The organism is Pseudonocardia sp. KRD291 (assembly GCF_019263595.1).
Lineage (GTDB): Bacteria > Actinomycetota > Actinomycetes > Mycobacteriales > Pseudonocardiaceae > Pseudonocardia.
Map to the genome: position 1 here is coordinate 1 of NZ_JADQDD010000016.1, position 23,330 is coordinate 23,330.

At 73.0% G+C, this 23,330-nt stretch carries 19 protein-coding genes and 1 riboswitch; of the genes, 4 read left to right on the forward strand and 15 right to left on the reverse strand.

The features are described from left to right. Positions 1 to 94 precede the first annotated feature (94 nt). The 8 genes from secA to I4I78_RS04460 form a co-directional block, all read right to left on the reverse strand. Complete coding sequence (secA, locus tag I4I78_RS04425; RefSeq protein ID WP_218609887.1) at positions 95 to 3,103, reverse strand: preprotein translocase subunit SecA; 3,009 nt, start codon at positions 3,101 to 3,103, stop codon at positions 95 to 97. Between the two features lie 200 nt (positions 3,104 to 3,303). Beyond that, a complete protein-coding gene (gene hpf, locus I4I78_RS04430) occupies positions 3,304 to 3,930 on the reverse strand; it encodes a ribosome hibernation-promoting factor, HPF/YfiA family (protein ID WP_218609888.1) in 627 nt (208 codons plus the stop codon). A 249-nt stretch (positions 3,931 to 4,179) separates the two neighbouring features. Next, a complete protein-coding gene (locus tag I4I78_RS04435) occupies positions 4,180 to 4,875 on the reverse strand; it encodes a ComF family protein (protein WP_218609889.1) in 696 nt (231 codons plus the stop codon). A gap of 85 nt (positions 4,876 to 4,960) precedes the next feature. Further along, the gene (locus tag I4I78_RS04440) at positions 4,961 to 6,688 is read right to left on the reverse strand and encodes an LpqB family beta-propeller domain-containing protein (protein WP_218609890.1); all 1,728 of its coding nucleotides are present in this window, start codon (positions 6,686 to 6,688) and stop codon (positions 4,961 to 4,963) included. Further along, positions 6,685 to 8,457 (reverse strand): MtrAB system histidine kinase MtrB, encoded by a 1,773-nt coding sequence (gene mtrB / locus I4I78_RS04445; RefSeq protein WP_218609891.1) that lies wholly within the window; start codon positions 8,455 to 8,457, stop codon positions 6,685 to 6,687. Before mtrB ends, I4I78_RS04440 begins: the two co-directional genes overlap by 4 nt. A 19-nt stretch (positions 8,458 to 8,476) precedes the next feature. Further along, positions 8,477 to 9,154, reverse strand: coding sequence for an MtrAB system response regulator MtrA (gene mtrA, locus I4I78_RS04450; RefSeq protein ID WP_218609892.1), 678 nt, complete (start codon positions 9,152 to 9,154; stop codon positions 8,477 to 8,479). A gap of 26 nt (positions 9,155 to 9,180) precedes the next feature. After that, positions 9,181 to 9,822, reverse strand: a complete 642-nt coding sequence (locus I4I78_RS04455; protein ID WP_218609893.1) for a dTMP kinase — start codon at positions 9,820 to 9,822, stop codon at positions 9,181 to 9,183. A gap of 117 nt (positions 9,823 to 9,939) precedes the next feature. Then, a complete protein-coding gene (locus I4I78_RS04460; protein WP_308251894.1) occupies positions 9,940 to 10,410 on the reverse strand; it encodes an NUDIX hydrolase in 471 nt (156 codons plus the stop codon). 45 nt (positions 10,411 to 10,455) lie between these two features. Between I4I78_RS04460 and I4I78_RS32575 the strand changes: the two genes are divergently transcribed. Both I4I78_RS32575 and I4I78_RS32580 read left to right on the forward strand, forming a co-directional pair. After that, positions 10,456 to 10,701, forward strand: a complete 246-nt coding sequence (locus I4I78_RS32575; protein ID WP_226379103.1) for a hypothetical protein — start codon at positions 10,456 to 10,458, stop codon at positions 10,699 to 10,701. Beyond that, on the forward strand, positions 10,698 to 11,297 hold the full coding sequence (locus tag I4I78_RS32580) for a DUF1330 domain-containing protein (protein ID WP_226379082.1): 600 nt from the start codon (positions 10,698 to 10,700) through the stop codon (positions 11,295 to 11,297). Before I4I78_RS32575 ends, I4I78_RS32580 begins: the two co-directional genes overlap by 4 nt. 74 nt (positions 11,298 to 11,371) lie before the next feature. Here I4I78_RS32580 and ahcY read toward each other — a convergent pair whose 3' ends face one another. Together ahcY and I4I78_RS04480 are read right to left on the reverse strand one after the other, a co-directional pair. Next, positions 11,372 to 12,874, reverse strand: coding sequence for an adenosylhomocysteinase (ahcY, locus tag I4I78_RS04475; RefSeq protein ID WP_218609895.1), 1,503 nt, complete (start codon positions 12,872 to 12,874; stop codon positions 11,372 to 11,374). A gap of 256 nt (positions 12,875 to 13,130) precedes the next feature. Continuing rightward, positions 13,131 to 13,208, reverse strand: a riboswitch (S-adenosyl-L-homocysteine riboswitch). Positions 13,209 to 13,272: 64 nt separating this feature from the next. Beyond that, the gene (locus I4I78_RS04480; protein ID WP_218609896.1) at positions 13,273 to 14,622 is read right to left on the reverse strand and encodes a glutamate mutase L; all 1,350 of its coding nucleotides are present in this window, start codon (positions 14,620 to 14,622) and stop codon (positions 13,273 to 13,275) included. A gap of 231 nt (positions 14,623 to 14,853) precedes the next feature. On the opposite strand from I4I78_RS04480, the gene I4I78_RS04485 reads away from it, so the two are divergent. Continuing rightward, entirely contained in the window at positions 14,854 to 16,506 is a 1,653-nt protein-coding gene (locus I4I78_RS04485) for a long-chain fatty acid--CoA ligase (protein WP_218609897.1), read from the forward strand. 63 nt (positions 16,507 to 16,569) lie between these two features. Here the strand turns inward: I4I78_RS04485 and I4I78_RS04490 are convergent, their stop codons facing one another. After that, positions 16,570 to 18,123 (reverse strand): amino acid permease, encoded by a 1,554-nt coding sequence (locus I4I78_RS04490; protein WP_218609898.1) that lies wholly within the window; start codon positions 18,121 to 18,123, stop codon positions 16,570 to 16,572. Between the two features lie 94 nt (positions 18,124 to 18,217). Next, positions 18,218 to 19,333 carry an alanine dehydrogenase gene (ald, locus tag I4I78_RS04495; protein WP_218609899.1) on the reverse strand — a complete coding sequence of 372 codons (1,116 nt, stop codon included), beginning with the start codon at positions 19,331 to 19,333 and terminating at the stop codon, positions 18,218 to 18,220. Positions 19,334 to 19,494: 161 nt separating this feature from the next. Here ald and I4I78_RS04500 point away from each other — a divergent pair, with 161 nt between their 5' ends. Beyond that, positions 19,495 to 19,950, forward strand: a complete 456-nt coding sequence (locus I4I78_RS04500; protein ID WP_308251895.1) for an Lrp/AsnC family transcriptional regulator — start codon at positions 19,495 to 19,497, stop codon at positions 19,948 to 19,950. Positions 19,951 to 20,021: 71 nt separating this feature from the next. Here I4I78_RS04500 and I4I78_RS04505 read toward each other — a convergent pair whose 3' ends face one another. The 3 genes from I4I78_RS04505 to I4I78_RS04515 all read right to left on the reverse strand — a co-directional run bounded on the left by I4I78_RS04505 (position 20,022) and on the right by I4I78_RS04515 (position 23,325). Then, complete coding sequence (locus tag I4I78_RS04505) at positions 20,022 to 20,942, reverse strand: cation diffusion facilitator family transporter (RefSeq protein WP_218609901.1); 921 nt, start codon at positions 20,940 to 20,942, stop codon at positions 20,022 to 20,024. Between the two features lie 79 nt (positions 20,943 to 21,021). Further along, a complete protein-coding gene (gene manA, locus I4I78_RS04510; RefSeq protein WP_218609902.1) occupies positions 21,022 to 22,230 on the reverse strand; it encodes a mannose-6-phosphate isomerase, class I in 1,209 nt (402 codons plus the stop codon). A 3-nt stretch (positions 22,231 to 22,233) separates the two neighbouring features. Continuing rightward, complete coding sequence (locus tag I4I78_RS04515) at positions 22,234 to 23,325, reverse strand: SIS domain-containing protein (RefSeq protein WP_218609903.1); 1,092 nt, start codon at positions 23,323 to 23,325, stop codon at positions 22,234 to 22,236. Between the last annotated feature and the right edge of the window lie 5 nt (positions 23,326 to 23,330).

Genomic DNA, 23,330 nt, shown 5'->3' on the forward strand with positions numbered 1-23,330 from the left:
GCTCTGAGCCCCGACACCCGTCCGTCCCCGGCCCCGACCACGACGACGACCCCGGCAGCCGTGGCCGGCCGGGGGCGTCGTGGATCGTGGCGGGTCAGCGCCGGCGGCGGTTCGCCTTCTCGGCGGCACGCTGCTGCCGGCGGCGCTCGGCGCGGTTGACGCCCGCGTCGCCGTCGGCGCCCGCACCGTTGCCTCCGGCGCCGTCGCCGCCTGCAGCGTTGTTTCCGGCGCCGTTGCCCCCGGCGCCGTTGCCCCCGGCGCGGTTACCCGCAGCACCGTTGGCCCCTGCGCCGTTACCCGGGGCCCCGTTTCCGGACGCGCGGCCGTTCCCGTTCGCGGCACCGCCCCGCCGGGCCACCTCGCCGTCCTCGGTCGGGCCGCTGTACTGCAGGTTCTGCGGCGCGGAGCGGAACAGGTTCGGCAGAACGGCCGTCTGCTCGTTCGGGTCCTCGTCGGGCACCTGGCGGCGGACACCGCCCATCGCCGGCCGAGCCGGGACGACCGGGATCTCGGTGGTGTCGTCCTCCCGGGGCGGCCCGGGAGCCTCGGCCACGGCGGCGGTCCCCTCGGCCTCGGCCTCGACCGGCGGCTGCTCGGCCACCTGCACGGTGACGTTGAACAGGTGCCCGATCGTCTCCTCCTTGATGCCCTCGAGCATCGCGGAGAACATGTCGAAACCCTCGCGCTGGTACTCGATCACCGGGTCGCGCTGGGCCATCGCGCGCAGCCCGATGCCCTCCTTGAGGTAGTCCATCTCGTAGAGGTGCTCGCGCCACTTGCGGTCGATGACCTGCATCAGGACCTGGCGTTCCAGCTCACGCATGCCGCCCTGGGCGCCGATCAGCGCGTCCATCTCGGCCTCGCGCCGGGCGTAGGCGGCCTCGGCGTCGGCCAGGATCGCCGTCTCCAACGCCTCCGCGGAGAGGTCCTCGAGCCCGTCCTCGGAGTCGGCGATCTCGCGCCAGCTCGTCGAGACCGGGTAGAGCCCGCCGATCGCGGTCCAGAGCTTGTCCAGGTCCCAGTCCTCGGAGTAGCCCTCGGACGTCGCGGCCTTCACGTAGTCGTGCACGACGTCGGCGAGCATGTTGCGGGTCTGGCTCTGCACGTCCTCGCCGTCGAGGACCCGGCGCCGCTCGTCGTAGATGATCTTGCGCTGCTGGTTGAGCACCTCGTCGTACTTGAGGACGTTCTTGCGGATCTCGAAGTTCTGCTGCTCGACCTGGGTCTGCGCGCTGCGGATGGCGCGGGTGACCATGCCCGCCTCGATCGGCACGTCGTCCGGCAGGTTGAACCGGTTCATGATCGACTCGACGACCTGGCCGTTGAACCGGCGCATCAGGTCGTCACCGAGCGAGAGGTAGAACCGGGACTCGCCCGGGTCGCCCTGACGCCCCGAACGGCCGCGCAGCTGGTTGTCGATCCGCCGCGACTCGTGACGCTCGGTACCCAGGACGTAGAGCCCACCGGCGTTCTTGACCTCTTCGGCCTCGGCCTGGACCTGCTTGCGCATCCGGGACAGCACCGCGTCCCAGGCCAGCTCGTACTCCTCGCGGGTCTCCACCGGGTCCAGGCCCTGGCTGCGCAGCTCCAGGTCGGCCAGGAACTCCGGGTTGCCGCCGAGCATGATGTCGGTACCGCGGCCTGCCATGTTCGTGGCCACCGTGACCGACCCGGCGTGCCCGGCCTGCGCGATGATCGTCGCCTCGCGCGCGTGGTTCTTCGCGTTCAGGACCTCGTGCGGGATGCTGCGCTTGAGCAGCAGCTGGGCCAGGTACTCGGACTTCTCGACGCTCGTCGTGCCGACCAGCACCGGCTGGCCCGCGCGGTGCTTCTCGGCGATCTCGTCGGCGAGGGCGTCGAACTTGGCCGGCTCGGTCTTGTAGATCAGGTCCGGCTGGTCGGCGCGGATCATGTCCTTGTTCGTGGGGATCGTGACCACGGACATCTTGTAGATCTCGTTCAGCTCGGAGGCCTCGGTCTGGGCCGTACCGGTCATGCCGGCGAGCTTGTCGTAGAGCCGGAAGAAGTTCTGCAGGGTGATCGTGGCCAGCGTCTGGTTCTCCGCCTTGACCTCGACGTCCTCCTTGGCCTCGATGGCCTGGTGCATGCCCTCGTTGTAGCGGCGCCCGGCCAGCACGCGGCCGGTGAACTCGTCGACGATCAGGACCTCACCGTCGTTGACGATGTAGTCCTTGTCCTTCTTGAACAGCTCCTTGGCCTTGACCGCGTTGTTCAGGTAGCCGACCAGGGGCGTGTTCGCGGACTCGTAGAGGTTGTCGATGCCCAGCTGGTCCTCGACCAGCGTGACGCCCTCCTCGGTGATGCCGACCATGCGCTTGCGCTCGTCCACCTCGTAGTGGATGTCCTTGGTCAGCATCGGGGCGAGCCGGGCGAACTCCTGGTACCAGCGGGCGCTCTGCTCGGCCGGCCCGGAGATGATCAGCGGGGTCCGGGCCTCGTCGATCAGGATCGAGTCCGCCTCGTCGACGATGGCGAAGTTGTGCCCGCGCTGGACCATGTCGGTGGCGTTCCACGCCATGTTGTCGCGCAGGTAGTCGAAGCCGAACTCGTTGTTCGTGCCGTAGGTGATGTCCGCGGCGTACTGCTCGCGCCGGGTGGCCGGCGGCATCTCGGCCAGGATCACCCCGACCGTGAGACCGAGCCAGCGGTGGATCCGGCCCATGGTCTCGGAGTCGCGCTTGGCCAGGTAGTCGTTCGTCGTGACGACGTGGACGCCCTTGCCCGCGATCGCGTTGAGGTAGCACGGGAGCACCGACGTCAGCGTCTTGCCCTCACCGGTGCGCATCTCGGCGACGTTGCCCAGGTGCAGGGCCGCGCCACCCATCAGCTGCACGGTGAAGGGGCGCTGACCGAGCGTGCGTTGCGACGCCTCGCGGACGACGGCGAACGCCTCGGGGAGCAGGTCGTCGAGCGACTCGCCCTCGGCGTAGCGGGAGCGGAACTCGGCCGTCTTGGCCTGCAGCTCGGCGTCCGAGAGCGCCTGGACCTCCGGCTCGAGCTCGTCGATGTGGGCGGCGATCTTGCCGAGCCGTTTCACCAGCTTGGTCTCGCCGGCTCGGAGGAGACGACTCAGGAAGGGCACTGCACGACCTCATTCACGATCGCGGTCAGGTCATCGCAGGCAGCACCGCCGGACACCGCTCGACGCGACACCACGACACCGCCAAGCCTCCATCGTACGCAGCCCCCACACCGGGACCGGCCGGAACGTCACCCCGGGGGCGGTCGCGACACCCCGCGGGCGGTGGGGGGCGGCCGTCACCGACCCCCCACCGCACGGGGTCAGCCGTTCAGCCGGATGACGCCGTAGTCGTAGCCCTTCCGCCGGTAGACCACGGACGGGTGGCCGGACTCGATATCGGCGAACAGGTAGAAGTCGTGCCCGACGAGCTCCATCCGCGACAGCGCCTCGTCCACCGACATCGGCCGGGCGTCGTGCACCTTGTCCCGGACGATCCGGCCGGGGCGCGGCTCGTCGTCGTCGAGATGCTCGTCGTGCCCGCGGGGACCGGGCACCAGGTCCTCGGCCGGGGGCGCCTCCTCGAGCAGGGCCACCCCGCCGGGCTGGGCCGCGGCGCGACCGGCGACCACCTTGTCCCGACGGCTGGGCTTGCGCCGGTCGTGCGAGCGGCTCAGCCGGCTCGCCAGTTTGCTGGCCGCGAGGTCGAGCGCGGCGTAGAAGTCCCCGGCGGCGGCCTCTGCACGGGCCACCGCCCCGCATCCGCCGCGGCCGGTGATCTCCAGGCGCTGGCAGCTCTTCTGTTGACGGGGGTTCGGCTCGTGGAAGAGCTCGACCTCCATCCCGACGATCTTGTGGTCGTAGCGTTCGAGGCGGCTGAGCTTCTCCTCGACGTGACCCCGGAAGTGATCCGGTACCTCAACGTTCCGGCCGGTTACGGTGATCTCCATTCGGACATCCCTCGCTCTCGTGCGTCGGTCGCAGGTCTGGTCGTTCTAGATCTTGTCGGTCGGTCGGGGGCCGGGGACCCGGCTGCCCGGGGCGCGCGATCGGCGACTCCTCCTCATGTGCTATGGGCTCGAAGTTCAGACGACGTTAGCGGTTCGTCCGCCCGCGGGACATACCGGTCACCGACCCGCTGGGGGGATCCCGGGATGGGTGTGAACGCACACGGTGAGCGGCACCCGGCACCCGGGTGATCACCGTGGGCCGTCCCTCGACCCTCCGGTCGCGTCGCACAACACGACCGCTGCGGACACACTGATCTCGTTGCGGCGCAGTATGTTCCGGCAGGTCCGCAGCGTGGCGCCGGTGGTGACGACGTCGTCGACCAGCACGACGACCGCGTCCGGCTCGGGGCCGCCGCCGGGCCCCGGCGCCCGGATCGTCATCGCCCCGGCGAGGTTCGCCGCCCGCTGCGCCGGGTCCAGCCCGACCGAGTCCCGGGCCCGGCGGTCGAGCGCGAGCACCGGGGCGACCCGCGCCGGCAGCCCGGCGGCGCCGAGGCGCGCCGCCAGGCCGCGGGCCAGCCGGGCCACGTGGTCGCCGCCGCGCATCCGCGCCGCCCCGGGACGCGACGGCGCCGGCACCAGCCACACCGGGCCCGGCGGCGACACCGGCAGCACCGCCGCGACGGGCGGCACGAGCAGCCCGGCCAGGGCCGGCGCGAGATCGCGGCGGCCCCGTTCCTTGTAGCCGAGCAGCGCCCGGCGCAACGGGCCCCGGTAGCGCCCGGCCGCCGCCGTCGGGCCGGCCCGGGGCAGGGTCACCGGCAGCGGCCCGCCGGTGGCGTCGGCACAGGCCGGGCACCATCCGCCGCCGGGTCCGCCGCATCCGCCGCAGGAACTGGGCAGGACGAGGTCGGCCAGCCCGGAGAGGAGCTCACGTGCGGTCATGCGGGAGAGCATGCGCGCGCGGTCCGACCGTTCCCGGCGGACCGGGCGCGCCGACCGGCGAGTTGTCCACAACCCGCCGGTAACCTCAGCTGGGGTAGAAGGGCCGCGCGTCCGAGGTCGCCCCCAGCGCCTGCCGCCAGGCGTCGAGGTCGCCGCCCGCGAAGCTCCACACCCCGGTCCGGTCGGCCACGTACATCGCCCGGCCGGGCGCGGCGGCCACGGTGCGCAGCGGCGAGGTCAGGTTGACGCTCGGCATCGGGTCCAGGGTCAGGCCGTCCACCGACACCAGCGACACCGGGCGGTCCGAGTTCGCGGCCACCACCAGCTGGTCGCCCGCCCGCCAGTCGATCGCCACCACGCCGTCCAGCTCGGCCGGGCGCAGCTCGCGCACCTGGCGCACCGACACCGCGCCACCGGGCAACGTGACCACCGCACCGACCAGCGCCCGTCCCCCCGCCACGGCCGCGACCCGGGTCCCGTCGCGGGAGAGCACCAGATCACGGACCGGGCCCCGCGAAGTGATCTCCCCGGCGTCGAGCGGCGCCTGCCGGGCCGGGCCCGCGCCCGGCACGACGACCCGCTGCGGGACGCCGTCGGCGAGGACCCAGACCTCGTCGCCGGCCGCGTTCCAGGTGGTCGAGGTCAACGAGCCCCCGGAGACCGGGGTGGCGGTCAGCTGCCCGTCGACCGGGCCGGTCAGCAGGCGCTGGGTGCCGCTCTCCTCGCGGGACACCACGGCGATCCGGTTCGTCCGCGACGAGCTCGCGGCGTCGGTCACGAAGAACGACCCGTTCCCCGCCTGACCCGACAGCGGCGTGTCCTGCCCGGCCTCCCCGAGCGCGCGCACCCGCCCGTTCTCGATCACCATCGCGGCCAGCGGCGCGCTGGCCGGCGGCCCGGCCACCAGGTCGACGACGTCCTCGCGGCCGACGTCCGGGCGCCCGGGCAGCAGCGGTTCGCCGTCGGAGAGGATCCGCACCCGCGGGATGCTGACCTCGGCCAGGGTGAGCGCGAGCTGGGCGGCCAGCAGCCGCCGGTCGGCGTCGGCGAGCCCGTCCACGCCGGCCAGGTCGAGCACGACCACCCCGTCCGCGGACTCGGTGAGGTTGGACCGCAGCTTCGCACCGGGCGGGAACGCGGTCGTCGCCGCGCCCTGCAGACCGGCCGAGGGCCCGTGCAGCAGCACCTCGACCGCGCGGGTCGCCAGCGCCGTGGTCCGGGCGCCGGGGATGTAGTGCGGGTCGGCCAGCACCGTGCGGTGCACCGGGTCGACGAACCATGCCTTGAGCGAGCGGTAGTTGGCCCGGAAGTCCGAGCCGCGCACCAGCGCGCCCGGGGGCAGCCCGTCGATCCGCCACTGCCCGTCCCGGTTGACCACCCCGACGTCCAGGTCGACCGGTGCCGGGGAGGCCTCGAACGCGCCGAACGGGTCCAGCGTGCCCAGCCGGGTGCCGCGGATCCGGACGGTGGCCCGGTTCGGGTCGCCGGTGACCCCGTCCGGGGAGAACACCGTGTCGAAGCGCTCGTCGAGGATGGTCAGGGACGCGCCGTCGTCCCAGTTCGACGCCTGCGGGGCCAGGAAGCGCCGCGCGGAGGCGTGGCGGTCGTCCGGTTGCCCGGAGGCGTAGACGAAGCCGCGGACAAGTCCCAGCGGGTCCCGGTCGTCGATCGGGCCGGCCGGCACGGCCGCGGCGCCGTTGTCGCCGATCTGGCGCAGCACCTGCACCGAGGAGTGTCCGGGCACGCTCGCGCAGCCGGCCAGCATCCCCGCGGCCAGCACGGCGGCGACCGCGCCCACGACCCTGCGCCTCATCGGTCCTCCCCCGGGTCCATGATCGCGCGCTCGGCGGGTTGCAGCCGGTCGTCGTCGCGGAGGCGGTCCCGGTCCCGATCCCGATCCGGGATGGGCGTCCCCCACGGCGGCGTCGGGACCGAGGAGACCGCGCCGGGGTCGGTGAGCGGCATCCCGTCCTCGGAGTCCGGTGGGCCCAGCGGCAACGGGCTGGCCGAGATGTGCGCGCCCACGTGGCGCGGCAGCGTCAGCCGGAACGCCGACCCGCGCCCGGGCTCGCCCCACGCCTGCAGCCAGCCCCCGTGCAGGCGGGCGTCCTCGATGCTGATCGACAGCCCCAGCCCGGTGCCACCGCTGCGCCGGGCCCGGCTCTCCTCGGCCCGCCAGAACCGGTTGAACACCAGGTCTGCCTCGCCCGGGCGCAGGCCCACGCCGTGGTCGCGCACCAGGACCGCGACCGCCGACGCGTCCCCGGCCACCGTGACCTCGACCGGGTACCCCTCGCCGTGGTCGACGGCGTTGGCCACCAGGTTGCGCACGATCCGCTCCACCCGCCGGGGGTCGGCCTCCACGTACTGCCCGACCGGCAGCATCAGCACCAGCGGCGTCCCGGTCTCGTCGGCCAGCCCGCGCACCGTGTCCACGGCGTTGTCGACGACCCCGGCCAGGTCCACCCGCTCGGCGCCGAGCTCGGCGACGCCGGCGTCCAGGCGGCTGATCTCGAGCAGGTCGGCGAGCAGCGCCTCGAACCGGTCCAGCTCGGTGACCAGCAGCTCGGAGCTGCGGCGCAGTGCCGGGAGGAGCTCGTCCCGGGAGGCGTAGAGGACGTCGGCGGCCATCCGGACGGTGGTCAGCGGCGTGCGCAGCTCGTGGCTGACGTCGGAGGTGAACCGGCGCTGCAGCGCGCCGAAGTCCTCCAGCTGCTTGATCTGGGCGGCCAGGCTGCCGGCCATCTCGTTGTAGGACTCGGCCAGCCGCGCGACCTCGTCCTCTCCGCGGGTGGGCATACGTTCGTCCAGATGCCCGCCGGCGAAGCGTTCGGCGACCTCCGCGGCCTGCCGGACCGGGCGCACCACCTGGCGGGTGACCAGGCTGGCGATCGCGGCCAGGAGCACCATCAGCACCAGCCCGCCGACGATCAGCGTGGACTTGACCAGGTTCAGGGTGTTCTGCTCGGCGTCCAGCGGGAACAGCAGGTAGAACTGCAGCTCCCGGCCCGCGGTGCCGACCGGCTGACCGATCACCAGGGTGGGGACGCCGTTGACGGTCGTGTACTGGCGGCTCACCCCGCCCTCGGCGACGGTCTCGCGCTGCTCGCGGGTGACGTCGCCGATCGGGCCCGCGGAGACCTCCGGCCCGTTGCCCGCGCCGGTGGTCAGCGTGGCCCGGAACTCCCCCGCCCCGGCCGAGCCGGGGTTGGCCCCGTCGGAGTTGGTCAGCCGCTGCAGCGCGTTGGCCAGCGTGTCCTGGGCGCCCTCCCGGTCCGGGTCGACCCCGGACAGGTCGCTGTCGAGCACCACGCGGCCGGCCTCGGCCTGCGCCAGCGCGCCGGCCAGCTTGCCCTGCAGCAGCCGCTCGGCGATCTCGCTCTGCAGCACCAGGCCCAGCACGAGGACCACGGCCGAGGACAGCGCCAGCGTGGACACGACGACGCGCAGCTGCAGCGAGCGCCGCCAGGACGCCGAGAGCACCGCTCCCAGCTCGAGTGCCTGCACCCGCACCGGGGCCAGCGCACGGACCAGCCGGCGCAGCACCGGGAGCCGCGCCAGCCGGCGGAGCAGCCGGCGCATCACCGACGCGCCGACCCGGTCACGGCGGGCCGGCCTTGTACCCCACCCCGCGCACGGTGAGCACCACCTCGGGGCGCTCCGGGTCGCGCTCCACCTTCGACCGCAGGCGCTGCACGTGCACGTTCACCAGCCGGGTGTCGGCCGCGTGCCGGTAGCCCCAGACCTGTTCGAGCAGCACCTCGCGGGTGAACACCTGGCGCGGCTTGCGGGCGAGCGCGACCAGCAGGTCGAACTCCAGCGGGGTCAGCGCGATCGGGTGGCCCTCGCGGATCACCTGGTGGGCCGGCACGTCGATCGAGATCTCGCCGATCGTCAGCTGCTCGGCGGGCTCGGACTCGTTGCGCCGGACCCGCGCGCGGATCCGCGCGACGAGCTCCTTGGGCTTGAACGGCTTGACCACGTAGTCGTCGGCGCCGGACTCGAGCCCGAGGACGACGTCCACGGTGTCGCTCTTCGCGGTCAGCATGACGATCGGGACGCCGGACTCGGCGCGGATGGCCCGGCAGACGTCGATCCCGTTCATCCCGGGCAGCATCAGGTCGAGCAGGACGACGTCCGGGTCGACCTCGCGCACCGCGGGCAGGGCCCGGGTGCCGTCGGCGACGACCGCCGTCTCGAAACCCTCGCCCCGCAGCACGATGGTGAGCATCTCGGCCAGGGCCGGGTCGTCGTCGACCACCAGCACGCGCGACTTCATGCCGACAAGCATCCCACCCTCCGCGCTCAGGCCAGCAGACGCCCGGCCAGGGCCGCCGTGTCCGGATCCCCGGCACCGTCCAGCACGGTCCACGGGCTCAGCCAGGACGCGCCGGCCAGCTGCCGGTAGACGGCGTCGGTGCGCTCCTGCAGGGCGTCGTCGCTCTCGTAGGCGTCGCGCGCCCGCCCCGGCTCGGCGAGCTCGCGCGAGCGGGCGCGCTGCGCGGCGAGCTCCCGCGGCACCGCGAGCAGCAGCTGGTGGTCCGGCATCGGGACGTCGAACCGGTCGATCTCCAGCGCCCGCACCCACGCCACCACCTCGCCGCCGGCGTCCTGGCCGAGCCGGGCGGCGTTGTAGGCGGCGTTCGAGGCGACGTAGCGGTCCACCAGCACCACGTCGTGCTCGGCGAGCGCGGCGCGCAGCGCGGGGGCCGCGGCCCGGCGGTCCAGGGCGAACAGCACGGCCATGGCGTGCACCGAGGAGCCGAGGTCGCCCATCCGGCCGTAGAGGGCGTCGCGGGCCAGCTCGGCGTGCACGTCGTCGTCGTAGCGGGGGAACGCGAGCGACGCCGTGCGCGCGCCGAGGCCCTCGAGCTCGCCGGTCAGCGCACCCGCGAACGTGCGTTTGCCGGCCCCGTCCAGACCCTCGATCACGACCAGCCGCCCCACGGGCGGGAAACTACCCGAGCCCGGGCACGTGTTGCGGGCTGACCGCCCCGCCCCGGTGATCGTCGTCCGGGCAGCGATCCGCACCGGATCCGGCGCCCTCCGCTGCCGGCACGCCGATCATGGACGCGTTCCCAGCTCGCGCACCCGGGGCCAGGTCACCGCGAAGCCCGGGTGCAGCTCGAGCTCGTCCAGACGGTCGGCGCGCACCCAGCGCAGCTCGGTGCTCTCCAGCCCCCGCACCGACACCGGTGGTGCGGCGGACGCGCGCAGCACGACCGTCGTGTAGCTCCAGCCGCCGTGGTCGTCGACGAACGTGTCCGCCTCGCGCAGCACGTCGAGGTCGAGGTCGCTCTCCTCGGCGCCCTCGCGCAGCGCCGCCTCGCGGGCGGTCTCGCCGGCATCGCGGGCGCCGCCGGGCACTCCCCAGGTGCTGCCGTGGTGGCTCCAGCTCGCGCGGTGCTGCAGCAGCACCCACTCGCTGCCGGAGTCCGGGTCGCGGTGGCGCACCAGCAGCCCGGCCGCGCCGAAGAGCCCCCAGTGCTTGTGCCCGAGGTCGCACCGGACCCAGCCGTCCCCCGAGCCGTTCACACAGGCCACCGTAACCCGGCGCACGGCTCGCGGTCGGGTACCGGCATGGAGATCATGACGGCGACCGGGGACCGCACCGCGATCGCGGTGACGCTGGAGCAGTACGCCCGCCACCACGACCGCACGGCCCTGACCCACGCCGACGGCGGCTGGACGTTCGGCGAGCTCGCCGACCGGGTGCACCGCACCGCGACGCACTGGACCGGCTCGCCGACGACGGCCGAGAACCGCGGGTGCGACGATCATCTCGGAGTGAGGGTGACGCACGTCGACGAGAGGATGCACGAATGACCAGGGCGTACTGGGTGAACGCGTTCCGCGCGGTGCACGACGAGGAGAAGCTGGCGGCCTACGTGGCGCTCGGCGGACCGGCGATGGAGTCCGCCGGGGGACGGTTCCTGGCCCGCGGGCCGGCGGCCGCCGCCTACGAGGCCGGACTGCGCGAGCGCACCACGCTGATCGAGTTCGACGACGTGGACGCGGCCGTCGCCGCGCACGACAGCGCGGACTACCAGGCCGCCCTCGCCGCGCTGGGCGACGGCGCCGAGCGCGACCTCCGGATCGTCGAGGCGATCGAGGGCACGTCCGCGACGCCGGGCGCCGCGCACTTCCTGTCGATCTACCGGGCCACGCACGACGAGGACAAGCTCGCCGCGTACCGGGAGCTCGCCGGGCCGGCGCTGCAGGCCGCGGGCGGGCGGTTCGTGGCCCGCGCGACGGCGTCCGCGGCGTACGAGGCCGGGCTGCGCGACCGCGTCGTGGTCGTCGAGTTCGACGACGTGGACGCGGCCGTCGCCGCCTACGCGAGCCCGGGCTACCGCGAGGCCCTGGACGCCTTCGACAACGGCGCCGAGCGCGACATCCGGGTCGTCGCGCCGATCGTCTGACCCCGGACACGCCGGAGCGGCGGCCGCGGATCGCGACCGCCGCTCCGGACGGGGGACTGCTGCCGGGAACTACCTCAGTAGCGGTAGTGCTCCGGCTTGTACGGGCCCTCGACGTCCACGCCGATGTACTCGGCCTGGTCCTTCGTGAGCTTGGTCAGCTCGCCGCCGAGCGCGAGGACGTGCACGCGCGCGACCTTCTCGTCGAGGTGCTTGGGCAGGCGGTAGACCTCGTTGTTGTACTCGTCGTGCTTGGTGAACAGCTCGATCTGCGCGATCGTCTGGTTCGCGAAGCTGTTGCTCATCACGAACGACGGGTGGCCGGTCGCGTTGCCCAGGTTCATCAGGCGGCCCTCGGAGAGCACCAGGATGGTGTGCCCGTCCGGGAAGATCCACTCGTCGACCTGCGGCTTGATGTTGATCTTCTTGATGCCCTGGATGCGGCCCAGGCCGGCCATGTCGATCTCGTTGTCGAAGTGACCGACGTTGGCCAGGATCGCCTGGTGCTTCATCTTCTGCATCAGCTCGGTGGTGATGATGTCCTTGTTGCCGGTCGTGGTGATGACCACGTCCGCCTGACCGATGACATCCTCGACCCGCGCGATCTGGAAGCCCTCGAGCATGGCCTGCAGGGCGCAGATCGGGTCCACCTCGGAGACCAGGACGCGGGCGCCCTGACCGGCCAGCGCCTCGGCGCAGCCCTTGCCGACGTCGCCGTAGCCGGCCACGACCGCGACCTTGCCGCCGATCAGGACGTCGGTGGCGCGGTTGAGCCCGTCGAGCAGCGAGTGCCGGATGCCGTACTTGTTGTCGAACTTCGACTTGGTGACCGAGTCGTTGACGTTGATCGCCGGGAACAGCAGCTTGCCCTGCTCGGCCAGCTGGTAGAGGCGGTTCACGCCGGTGGTGGTCTCCTCGGTGACACCGCGGATGTCGGAGTTGATCGTCGTCCAGCGCCGGGGGTCCTCGGCCAGGCTGCGGCGCAGCGTGGCCAGGATGACCCGCTCCTCGTCCGGGACGGTCAGGTCGTCGTCGTCGACGGTCGGCACGACGCCGGCCTTCTCGAACTCGACACCCTTGTGCACGAGCAGGGTGGCGTCACCGCCGTCGTCGAGGATCATGTTCGGCCCGACGATGTTGCCCGCGTCGTCGGTGAACTTGAACAGCTGCTCGGTGCACCACCAGTAGTCCTCGAGGGTCTCGCCCTTCCAGGCGAAGACCGGGACGCCCTTCGGGTCCTCGGGCGTCCCGTGCGGGCCGACGACGGCCGCGGCGGCCGAGTCGTCCTGCGTCGAGAAGATGTTGCAGGAGACCCAGCGGACCTGGGCGCCCAGGCTGACCAGGGTCTCGATCAGCACGGCGGTCTGCGTGGTCATGTGCAGCGAACCGGCGATCCGGGCGCCGTGCAGCGGCTTGGCCTCGGCGTACTCGCGGCGCAGGTCCATCAGGCCCGGCATCTCGTTCTCGGCCAGGCGGATGTCCTTGCGCCCGGCCTCGTGGCCGAGCAGGTCGGCGACGGCGAAGTCCAGACCACCCGCGTGCTGCAGCTTCGGATGGGTGGTCGTCTCGGATGCGGTCATGGGGTTGGTGCGCCTCCTCGTAGGGCAAACGTCGGCCGGCGGCACCGTGTGCGGTGCCCGTCCGGCCCTGAAGCGGGCCCGCTCTCCGGGGGCGTGCCCCGGGGCGGTACCTGGTTCCGCGGCGGCGGCCGGTGCGGACCGGCCGGCCGGGACATCGATCGGGAGAGCGTCGCGGCGAGCGGGTCCGCGCGGCGGTGCCGCACGTCCGTCATCGCCTCCGGCGACGGTCCCGGGACGAACAGGGCAGCCTCCTCCTTCGAGTCAGGCGCCCTTGTGCAATGGCCATCGGTCGAGCGTGGCGGACCTGATGCCCGCTGCAGCGCCTCTCGACCGTCGACTACGCGATTGCCACTCCAGGATCGCGAGACGCGCCGGGTGCTGTCAACCGGGGCCGGGGCTCAGTCCAGCAGGTGGTCGCGCAGGAGCGTCTCGGCCGCCGGGGCCCGCCCGTGTGCTGCCAGCAACCCCGCCGGGGCCAGCACGGACCCGCTGTCGACCCGGACCGGTACCCCGGCCAGCGGGCCCATCAGCACCGGGTCGTGCCGGACCGTCTCGGCGACGGCGGCCAGCCCCGCCGCATCGCGCTGACGGAACACCCCGCCGGTGAGCACGACGAGACCGATCTCACCCCCGCCGGAGCCCCCGCCGGAGGGCCTTCCGCTGCCGGAGCCGGCGTCGGCGTCCCGCCTGCGCAGGTGCCTGCGCAGCGCCACCACCGACGCGAGCGCGGCCAGGCGCCGGTCCTCGGCCGCGCTGCCGCGGTCCGCGGGCGCCGACGGCCCGGACGCGGCCAGTGCCTCGACCGACGGGGCGAGCAGGTCGGCCTCCACCGGGTCGACCACCCCCTCGGTCTGGGCCTCCACGAGCACCCCGGTGGCGCTCGAGCGCACGCCGAGGTCGCCCTCCACGGTCGCCAGCGCGACCGCGTCGTAGGGCCCCGCGGAGTGCACGTCGGTGGTGGCCGACCCGACGTCGACCACGACCACCCGGGTCCCGGCCGCACGGGCCAGAGCCACGACACCGTCGCCGACGGCGACCGGGGTACGGGTGCTCACCAGCCGCCGGAACCGGGGCCCGCCCGGACCGACGGCGAGGCCCAGCACGTGGTTCGAGTACAGCTCGGCGACCGCCGCGCGGGCCGCGTCCGGGGCGATCTCGCCGGGTCGCGGGGCCACGTTGGGGCAGGCGGTGACGGTGCGACCGGTGGAGCGCAGCAGGCCCAGCGCGTCGTCGCGGGCCTCGGCGTTGCCGGCCAGCACGACCGGGTAGCGGCCCCGGGCCCGGGCCAGGCGGCTCGCGTTGTGCAGCAGCACCTCGGGGTCGTCGCCGTCCGAGCCGCCGAGGAGCAGCACGACGCCCGGGCGGTTGCTGCGCAGCTCGCGCACCGCGCCGCCCTCCAGCGGTCCGGCGTGCACGTGCACGACCCGCGCCCCGGCCGAACGGCAGACCTGGTGCGCGGCCTCGACCGCGGCCAGGCGCTCCACCCCGACCACCGCCAGGCGCAGCGAGCCGCCTGCCGACGAGCAGGCCAGCACCTCCGGCGCGGGCGCCCCGGGTCGCCCGGACGCCGCGGCGGCCCCGGCCACCGCGGCGTCGACGCCGGCCAGGACGTCCTCGGCGGTCGTCGGGTGTTCGGCGGAACCGGCCAGGGAGCCGTCCGGGTGCACCAGCACGGCCTTCGTCCAGCACGAGCCGACGTCCACGCACACCGCGGGGGCGCTCGGGTCGGCCGGACGCGGATCGGTCATGGGCAGCGAGCGTACTGCCGCCGGGCCGTCGCCGTGAGTAGCCGAGCCGGCCAGTTCTGCGACACACCCGGGTGCCTCGGGAGCGCAACGGAGGCCCGGGAGCCGCAAACTGGGCGATTCGGGCGGTGATTCCGGGGCCCCGAGACGGTAGTTTCGCGGTGATCCACGACACGTCGTGGACCCGCTCCGGTCTCGACCCTCGCCACGCACGCTTCGCTCGGAGGTACTCCCATGCTGGGCCTCATGCAGGACCGGCCGCTCACGCTGCCCCACGTCTTCCACCGCGCCGAGCAGCTGTTCGGGCACAAGAAGATCGTGACCGCCACCGCGACCGGTCAGGACACGATCACGATCGCCGACTGGGCGGTCCGGGTACGCCGGCTGGCCACCGTGCTCGACACGCTCGGGGTGGGCGCCGAGGGCCGCGTCGCGACGTTCTGCTGGAACACCTCGCGCCACCTCGAGCTCTACCTCGCCGCACCGTGCACCGGGCGGGTGCTGCACACGCTCAACATCCGGCTCTTCCCCGAGCAGCTCGTCTACATCGCCAACCACGCCGAGGACGAGGTCGTGTTCGTCGACCGTTCGCTGCTGCCGCTGCTGTGGCCGAACGTGGCGAAGATGGAGACCGTCCGGCACTTCATCGTGATCGACGACGGCGCCACCGCCGAGATCCCGGACGACCCCCGGATCCACGACTACGAGGAGCTCCTCGCCGCGGCCGAGCCGTTCACCGGGCGTTTCTCCGTCGACGACGAGAACCGCGCCGCCGCCATGTGCTACACGTCCGGGACCACCGGGAACCCGAAGGGCGTGGTCTACAGCCACCGCTCGGCGCTGCTGCACTCGCTGATCACGCTGGTCACCGACGGGATCGGGCTCTCCGAGCGCGACGTGGTGCTGCCGGTGGTGCCGATGTTCCACGCGAACGCCTGGGGCCTGCCCTACGGCTGCCTGCTGGCCGGGGCCGACGTCGTGTTCCCCGGCCCGAACATGACCCCGCAGGCGATCGTGGACCTGCTCGCCGAGCACAGGGTGACCGTCACCGGCGGCGTGCCGACGATCTGGATGGGAATGATCCCGCTGCTGGACGGGCCCTTCCCGGAGGGAACCGACCTCTCGTCGATCCGCTCCGTGCTCTGCGGCGGGTCGGCGGTCCCGAGGTCGCTGTCCGAGGCCTACCGGGAGAAGCTCGGCGTCCCGATGCTGCAGGCGTGGGGCATGACCGAGACCTCGCCGATCGCGACCGTCTCGTCGATCAACTCGCACATGGACGACTGGTCCGACGACGCCACGGCCGACGCCCGTGCACGGCAGGGCTTCCCGTCGCCGCTGGTGGAGCTGCGCATCGCCGATCCGGAGACCGGGCAGGAGCAGCCCTGGGACGACACCGCGACCGGCGAGATCCAGGCCGCCGGGCCGTGGATCGCGAAGGAGTACTACCGCGGCGAGGGCGGCGGCGAGCAGTACACCGCCGACGGCTGGCTGCGCACCGGCGACGTCGCCACGGTCGACCGGTACGGCTCGTTCCGGCTGGTGGACCGCACGAAGGACCTGGTGAAGTCCGGCGGAGAGTGGATCAGCTCGGTGGAGCTGGAGAACGAGATCATGGCGCACCCGGCCGTCGCCGAGGCCGCGGTGATCGCGATCCCGCACGAGAAGTGGGTGGAGCGCCCGATCGCCTGCGTGGTGGTCAAGGAGGGTCACAGCGTCACCGCGCAGGACATCCTGGACTTCCTCGAGCCCCGGGTCGCGAAGTGGTGGCTGCCCGACGCCGTGGAGTTCATCGACGAGGTCCCCAAGACCAGCGTCGGCAAGTTCTCCAAGAAGACCCTGCGCGAGAAGTTCGGCGGCTACCAGGTCGCCGCACCCGACGGCGGCTGAGAGCACACGACGACAGGGCCCGGCGGATCTCCCGCCGGGCCCTGTCGTCGTCGGAGGTGCTGCTCAGCCGTCGGTGTCGTCGCTGCGGTGGCGCGCGGTGGTCTGACCGCTGCCGCCGACCACGCCACCGGCCGACTCGCCGGTCACCAGACGGCTGCGGTGGCGACCGTAGAAGTAGTAGACGACGGCGCCGATCAGCATCCAGACGATGAACCGGATCCAGGTGCCTGCGGGCAGGAACAGGGCCACCCCGAAGCACAGGATCGCCGAGACGATCGGCAGGACCGGGACGAACGGGGTCCGGAACGCCCGGGGCAGGTCCGGCCGGGTACGGCGCAGCACGATCACGCCGATCGAGACGAGCACGAACGCGGCCAGCGTGCCGATGTTGACCAGCGCGCTGAGCTCGGTCAGCTCCAGGAAGCCACCCAGCACCGCGGCCACCACACCGGTGATGATCGTGAGCCGGTAGGGCGTACGGAACTTCGGGTGCACCTTCGCCAGTCCCGGCGGGAGCAGGTGGTCGCGGCTCATCGCGAACGCGACCCGGGTCTGGCCCAGCATCAGCGTCATGATCACCACGGTGAGCCCGATCAGGATGCCGAACGAGATGATGAGCTCGGCCGCCGGGATGCCGGTGGCCGCCATCGCCGCGGCCGCGGGCGCCTCCACGCCGAGCTGGTCGTAGGGCAGGATCCCGGTGTAGATCAGCGAGACGACGATGTAGAGCACGGTGGCGATCGTCAGCGACGCCAGGATGCCGATCGGCATCGTCTTCTGCGGGTTCTTCACCTCCTCGGACAGCGTCGCCACGATGTCGAAGCCGAGGTAGGCGAAGAACACGATCGCCGCGCCGGTGAACACGCCGGTGAGCCCGAACCCGGTGTCGATGCCGAAGATCTGCAGCAGCAGCGGCACGCCGGCGTCGGTGCTGTAGTCGGCGGGCTGCGACGGCGGGATGAACGGCGTCCAGTTCGACCCGGACACGTAGAACGCACCGATCACGATGATGGCCGCGACGATCAGCAGCTTGAGCGAGGTGATGGTGGCGTTCACCCAGGCACTGAGCCGGATCCCGATGATCAGGACGACCATCATCAGCAGCGAGACGAACACCGCCGGCAGGTCGATGATGCCGCCGCTGCCGGGACCGCCGGAGATCGCCTCCGGGACGGTGACCCCGAGGCTGCCCAGCACGCTGTCGAAGTAGCCGCTCCAGCCCTTGGCCACCGTCGCGGCGCCCAGGGTGAACTCCAGGATCAGGTCCCAGCCGATCATCCAGGCCACGATCTCGCCCATCGAGGCGTAGGAGAACGTGTAGGCGCTACCGGCGACCGGGACCGTCGAGGCGAACTCGGCGTAGCAGAGCGCCGCGAGCGCACACACCACGCCGCTGATCAGGAACGACAGCGAGACCGCGGGCCCCGAGTACAGGGCGGCGGCCTCACCGGCCAGGACGAACACGCCGGTGCCGATGAGCACACCGATGCCCATCACCGTCAGCTGGACCGGGCCGAGAGCTTTCTTGAGCTGGAACTCCGGTTCTTCGGTGTCCCGGATCGCCTGCTCCACCGACTTGGTGCGGAAGATGCCGCTGTTGCGGCGCGTGTCCGTCATGGCTCGGAAACCTACGGCCCCCGCCGGCGGTGCGGAAGGACACAGAGCCGGAACTGAGCCAACGATAAGGTTTCGGTCTCGCGGGACCGCGTTCTCAGCCCTCCGTGGTCGCGGTCCCGGTGTGCGGCAGGCCGTGCGCCGCGCCCACCTCGGCCGAGTACAACTCCCCGCGGTGCGCGTTGAGGCCGTGCGCCAGGGCCGGGTCGGCGGCCAGGGCGTCGCGCCAGCCGGCGTCGGCCAGGCGCAGCACGTAGGGCAGCGTCGCGTTGGTCAGGGCACGGGTGGAGGTGTGCGGTACGGCGCCGGGCATGTTGGCCACGCAGTAGAAGACCGTGTCGTGCACCCGGTAGGTCGGGTCGGCGTGCGTGGTCGGGCGCGAGTCGGCGAAGCACCCGCCCTGGTCGATCGCGACGTCGACGAGCACCGCGCCCGGGCGCATCCGCGCCACCAGGTCGTTGCCGACCAGCGTCGGCGCCTTCGCACCGGGTACCAGGACGGCGCCGACCACCAGGTCGGCCTGCTCGACGGCCTCGCGCACCGCGAGCGTCGTGGAGTAGACGGTCCGGACCCGGCCCGCGTAGCGGTCGTCGATCGCCCGCAGCTTGTCCACGTCGATGTCGAGCACCGTGACCTGGGCCGCCATCCCGGCCGCGATCGCGACGGCGTTCTGTCCCGCGACCCCGGCACCCAGCACGACGACGTCGGCCCCCGGCGTCCCGGGCACCCCGCCCATCAGCACCCCGCGCCCACCGGCGTTGCGCATCAGATGGTAGGCGCCGGCCTGCGGGGCCAGCCGACCGGCGACCTCGCTCATCGGCGCCAGCAGCGGCAGACGCCCGTCCGCGGTGCGCACGGTCTCGTAGGCGATCGCGGTGGTGCCGCCGGCGAGCAGCGCGTCGGTGCAGGGCCGCGATGCCGCGAGGTGCAGGTAGGTGAACAGCGTCAGGTCGGGCCGCTGGTAGCCGTACTCGGCCTCGACCGGCTCCTTGACCTTGAGCAGCAGCTCGGCCGAGGCCCAGACCTCGGCCGGGTCGCCGAGCACCTGCGCACCGGCGGCCTTGAAGTCGGCGTCGGAGATCGCCGAACCGGCACCGGCGTCGTGCTCGACGAGGACCTCGTGACCGCGCTCGACCAGCTCGTGGACACCGGCCGGGGTGATCGCCACCCGGAACTCGTTGTCCTTGATCTCCTTCGGCACCGAGACCCGCATGACCGCTCCCCACTCTCGCGACGCGTCGACCTTCTCCCGCCCTATCAGAATGAAGATATGCTCGGTCTGAGCCAACCGATCCGTCGAAAATTCTCAGGAGACCGGCATTGGTCGACGATGATGCGAGATCCACGCAGCGACGAGGTGTCGATCCGAAGGATGTGCGACCGCCCCTCGACGTCACCGACCGCGCCCTGCTGCGGCTGCTCGAACGCGACGCCCGCACCCCGAACAGCGCCCTGGCCGAGCAGGTCGGCATCGCACCGTCGACCTGCTCGGGCCGGGTCCGGGCCCTGCGCGAGAGCGGGGTGATCCGCGGCTACCACGCCGATGTCGAGCCGGCGGCCACCGGACACCCGCTGCAGGCGATGATCTCGGTCCGGCTGCAGGCCGACGCGCGCAGCCGTCTCGGCGAGTTCGTGGAACGGGTGGGACGGCTGCCCGAGGTGCGCGACGTCTACTTCCTGGCCGGCGAGGACGACTACCTGCTCCGTGTGGCGACGGCCGACACCGGATCCCTGCGCGACCTGGTCACGACCCTGAACGAGCACCGCGACGTCGCGGGCACCCGCACCAGCCTGATCTTCGAACACCATCGCCCGCCGCACACCTACTGAGCGGGGTGCACGAGAGCTCCGCTCGTGCGCCCGGGGTGGACCAGAGCTCCGCTCGTGCGACGGGAGCGGGCTCAGCCCACGGGGGTGCGGTCCAGGTCGGGTTCCAGGTAGATGACTCGGGCCTCGGGGACGGCGGCCCGGACGCGGGCCTCGGCCTCGTCGATCGCGACCGCGACGCGCTCCAGCGGCAGCGCCGGACGGAACGCGATCTTGGCCGCGACCAGCAGCTCCTCCGGGCCCAGGTACTGGGTCTTGAGGTGGATGCAGCGCACGACGTCGTCGCCCGCCTCCAGCTCGGAGACGATCCGGCCGATCACCGGACGCAGCGCGCCCTCGCCGATCAGCAGGGACTTCATCTCGACCACCAGGATGACCGCGATGATCCCGAGCAGGGTGCCGATGCACAGGGTCCCGATCGCGTCCCAGACCGGGTCGTCGGTGAGTACGGTCAGGCCGACGCCGCCGAGGGCGAGCACCAGGCCGATCAGCGCGCCGAAGTCCTCCAGCAGCACCACCGGCAGCTCCGGCACCTTGGACTGGCGGATGAACTGCCACCAGCTCCGCGAGCCCTTGAGCGGGCGCGACTCGCCGACCGCGGTGCGGAACGAGAAACCCTCCAGCACGATCGCCACCAGCAGGATGACGACCGCGACGATCGGGCTGGTCAGCGGCTCGGGCTCCTCCAGCTTGTGAATGCCCTCGTAGATCGCGAACGCCGACCCGAGCGTGAACAGCATCAGCGCGACGACGAACGAGTAGAAGTAGCGGTCGCGACCGTAGCCGAACGGGTGCTCCTCGGTGGCCTCCCGCCGGGCGCGCTTGCCACCGAGCAGCAGCAGGCCCTGGTTCGCCGTGTCGGCGACCGAGTGCACCGCCTCGGCCAGCATCGACGAGGCCCCGGTGATCAGGTACCCGATGAACTTCGCGACCGCGATGCCGGCGTTGGCCAGCAACGCCGCGATGATCGCCTTGGTTCCGCCGCCTGCCGACACCCGAATCTCCCCGCGTCGTCCGATTTCGCGGTGACACTATCGCCGAACCGGCCCGGGTGACGCCCGACGGGCGCAGCGGCTACAGCCCGTCGCCGGCCAGGAAGACGTGCGCGCCGGTCTCGCCCGCGCTGATCTCGACGCCGGTGTCGGCGTCGCCCAGGAACACCGCGCCCCCGCGGTCCAGGGCCAGCGAGCCCGACGGCGACGTCGCGACGGCGCTGCCGGCCGTGCACAGCATGATCCGGGCCCCGCGGCCGGGCACCGGGACCTTCGCCCGCTCCCCCACCTCCCAGCGGCGCAGCAGGAACTCCTCGGCCGGGGTGTCGTAGCGGACCCAGTCACCCTCCGGCTCGCCGGAGCGGACCGGGGGCGGGGGCGCCGCGAAGTCCAGCACCCGCAGGAGCTCCGGGACGTCGACGTGCTTGGGGGTCAGCCCACCGCGCAGCACGTTGTCCGAGTTCGCCATCACCTCGATACCGGCGCCGGACAGGTAGGCGTGCAGGTTCCCGGCCGGCAGGTACATCGCCTCGCCCGGGGCGAGGGTCACCCGGTTGAGCAGCAGCGCGGCGAGCACCCCTGCGTCGCCCGGGTAGCGCTCGGAGAGCTCGAGAAGGGTCCGGGCCTCGTCCCGGAACGGCGTGTCCGACGACGCCAGGCGCACCGCGCCGTCCTGCAGCGCCGGAACCAGCGTGTCCAGCAACGACTGCGGCAGGGTGATCCAGGTGGTGAACAACGCCCGCAACCCGTCCGGGCAGGGCTGCCCGTCCAGCAGCTCGGCGTAACCGGCCAGTTCCGGCACGTCGAGTGCGCGCAGCAGCTCCAGCGTCCGCTCCGGCTCCCGGAACCCGACCAGCGCCGCGAACTCGGTGAGCGCGCAGATCAGCTCCGGCTTGTGGTTGGCGTCGCGGTAGTTGCGGTCGGCGGCGTCGACCGCGATCCCGGCGGCGTCCTCGCGGGCGTAGCCGTCGACGGCCTGGGCCAGGCTGGGATGGGCCTGCAGGCTCAACGGCTCCTCCGCGGCCAGCACCTTGAGCAGGAACGGGAGCTTTCCCGACCAGCGCCGGTCGCGGTCGGCGCCGAGCACCCCGGCCGGGTCGGCGGAGACCAGGTCACTGAGCCGTTCGCCGTCCCCGGAGTCCCGCCGCACCGTCGACGAGGCGGCCGGGTGCGCCCCGAGCCACAGCTCGGCCTGCGGGTGCGGCGAGGGCACCGGCTGCCCGAGCAGCTCGGCGATCACCGTCCGCGACCCCCACGCGTAGGTCCGCACCGGGTTGTCCAACAGTTCCACGGCTCAGGTCCGTTCGGTCGCGTTCGTGGCGAGGCCGAGATACACCGCGGCGATGTCGAAGCGCGCCGCGAGCACGGCGGCGCGCAGCAGCGGGGCGTCCCGGGTGCCGCGCGGCACCTCCTCGATCGGGTGCGCGAGATCGGCTCCGGGCCATCCCCGGCCCAGACGACGCGTGCTGACCTGCTGCGGGTCCTCCTCGCCGGTGCCCAGCAGCACCAGCCGCGGGGGCGGGGCCTCGCCGCCCGCCGGGTCGTCGAACGGGTCGCGGAACACGTCGTGCCCGGCCTCGCCCAGGTCGACCGCACGGCACAGGCCGCTCTCCGTACCGGCCTGGACCAGGTCCGCCGCGTGCGCGACGACGCCGGCCTGGGTGCTCAGCGCGACCGCGCCGTGCCGCGCCACCGCGGTGGCCACCGGGTCGGTGCCCCACAGCAGAGGGGTGTGCTCGCCCAGCCGCAGGGCCAGCGACTTCGCCGGGTTCACGAACGGCTCGTACCCGGGCTGGCAGCGCTCCGCCTCGGCGTCCATCGCGTCGGCCAGGGCCTCCAGCCCGGCCGCCGGGGACGGCTCCAGCAGCTCCATCTCGGTCACCGCGACCAGCATCGTGGTCAGCACGTGGGCGAACCCCAGCCCGTCGGGCACCGGGATCCGCGGCTGCACCAGACGGGCCCGCCCGGCCCCGGCCGCGGCGACCGGGCCGGTGTCCGGCGCGGAGAGCACCACCTCGGCGCCCCGGCGCACGGCCACGGCGACGGACTCGGCGAGCTCGGGGTCGCTGTCGGATGCGGTGTGGGCGATGACCACGTCCAGCGGGCCGACCCAGCCCGGGACGGCGTCGGCCAGCACGACCGGCACCGGGCAGCGCGGGCCGAGCAGCGCCGTCACCAGGTCGGCGACCGCACCGGAGACGCCCGGACGGCGCAGCAGCACCAGCGCGCGCGGACGGTGCCCGCGCAGCGCGTCGAGCCCCGCCTCGGCGGCGGCGTGCACCGTCGAGCGGACCTGCGCCCCGGCCGTCGCGGCGGCGCGCAGCACACCGGTGGTGTCGCGCGAGGCCAGCTCTCCGGGATCGGCCAGCAGGGTGTCGTCGAGCACCGGGC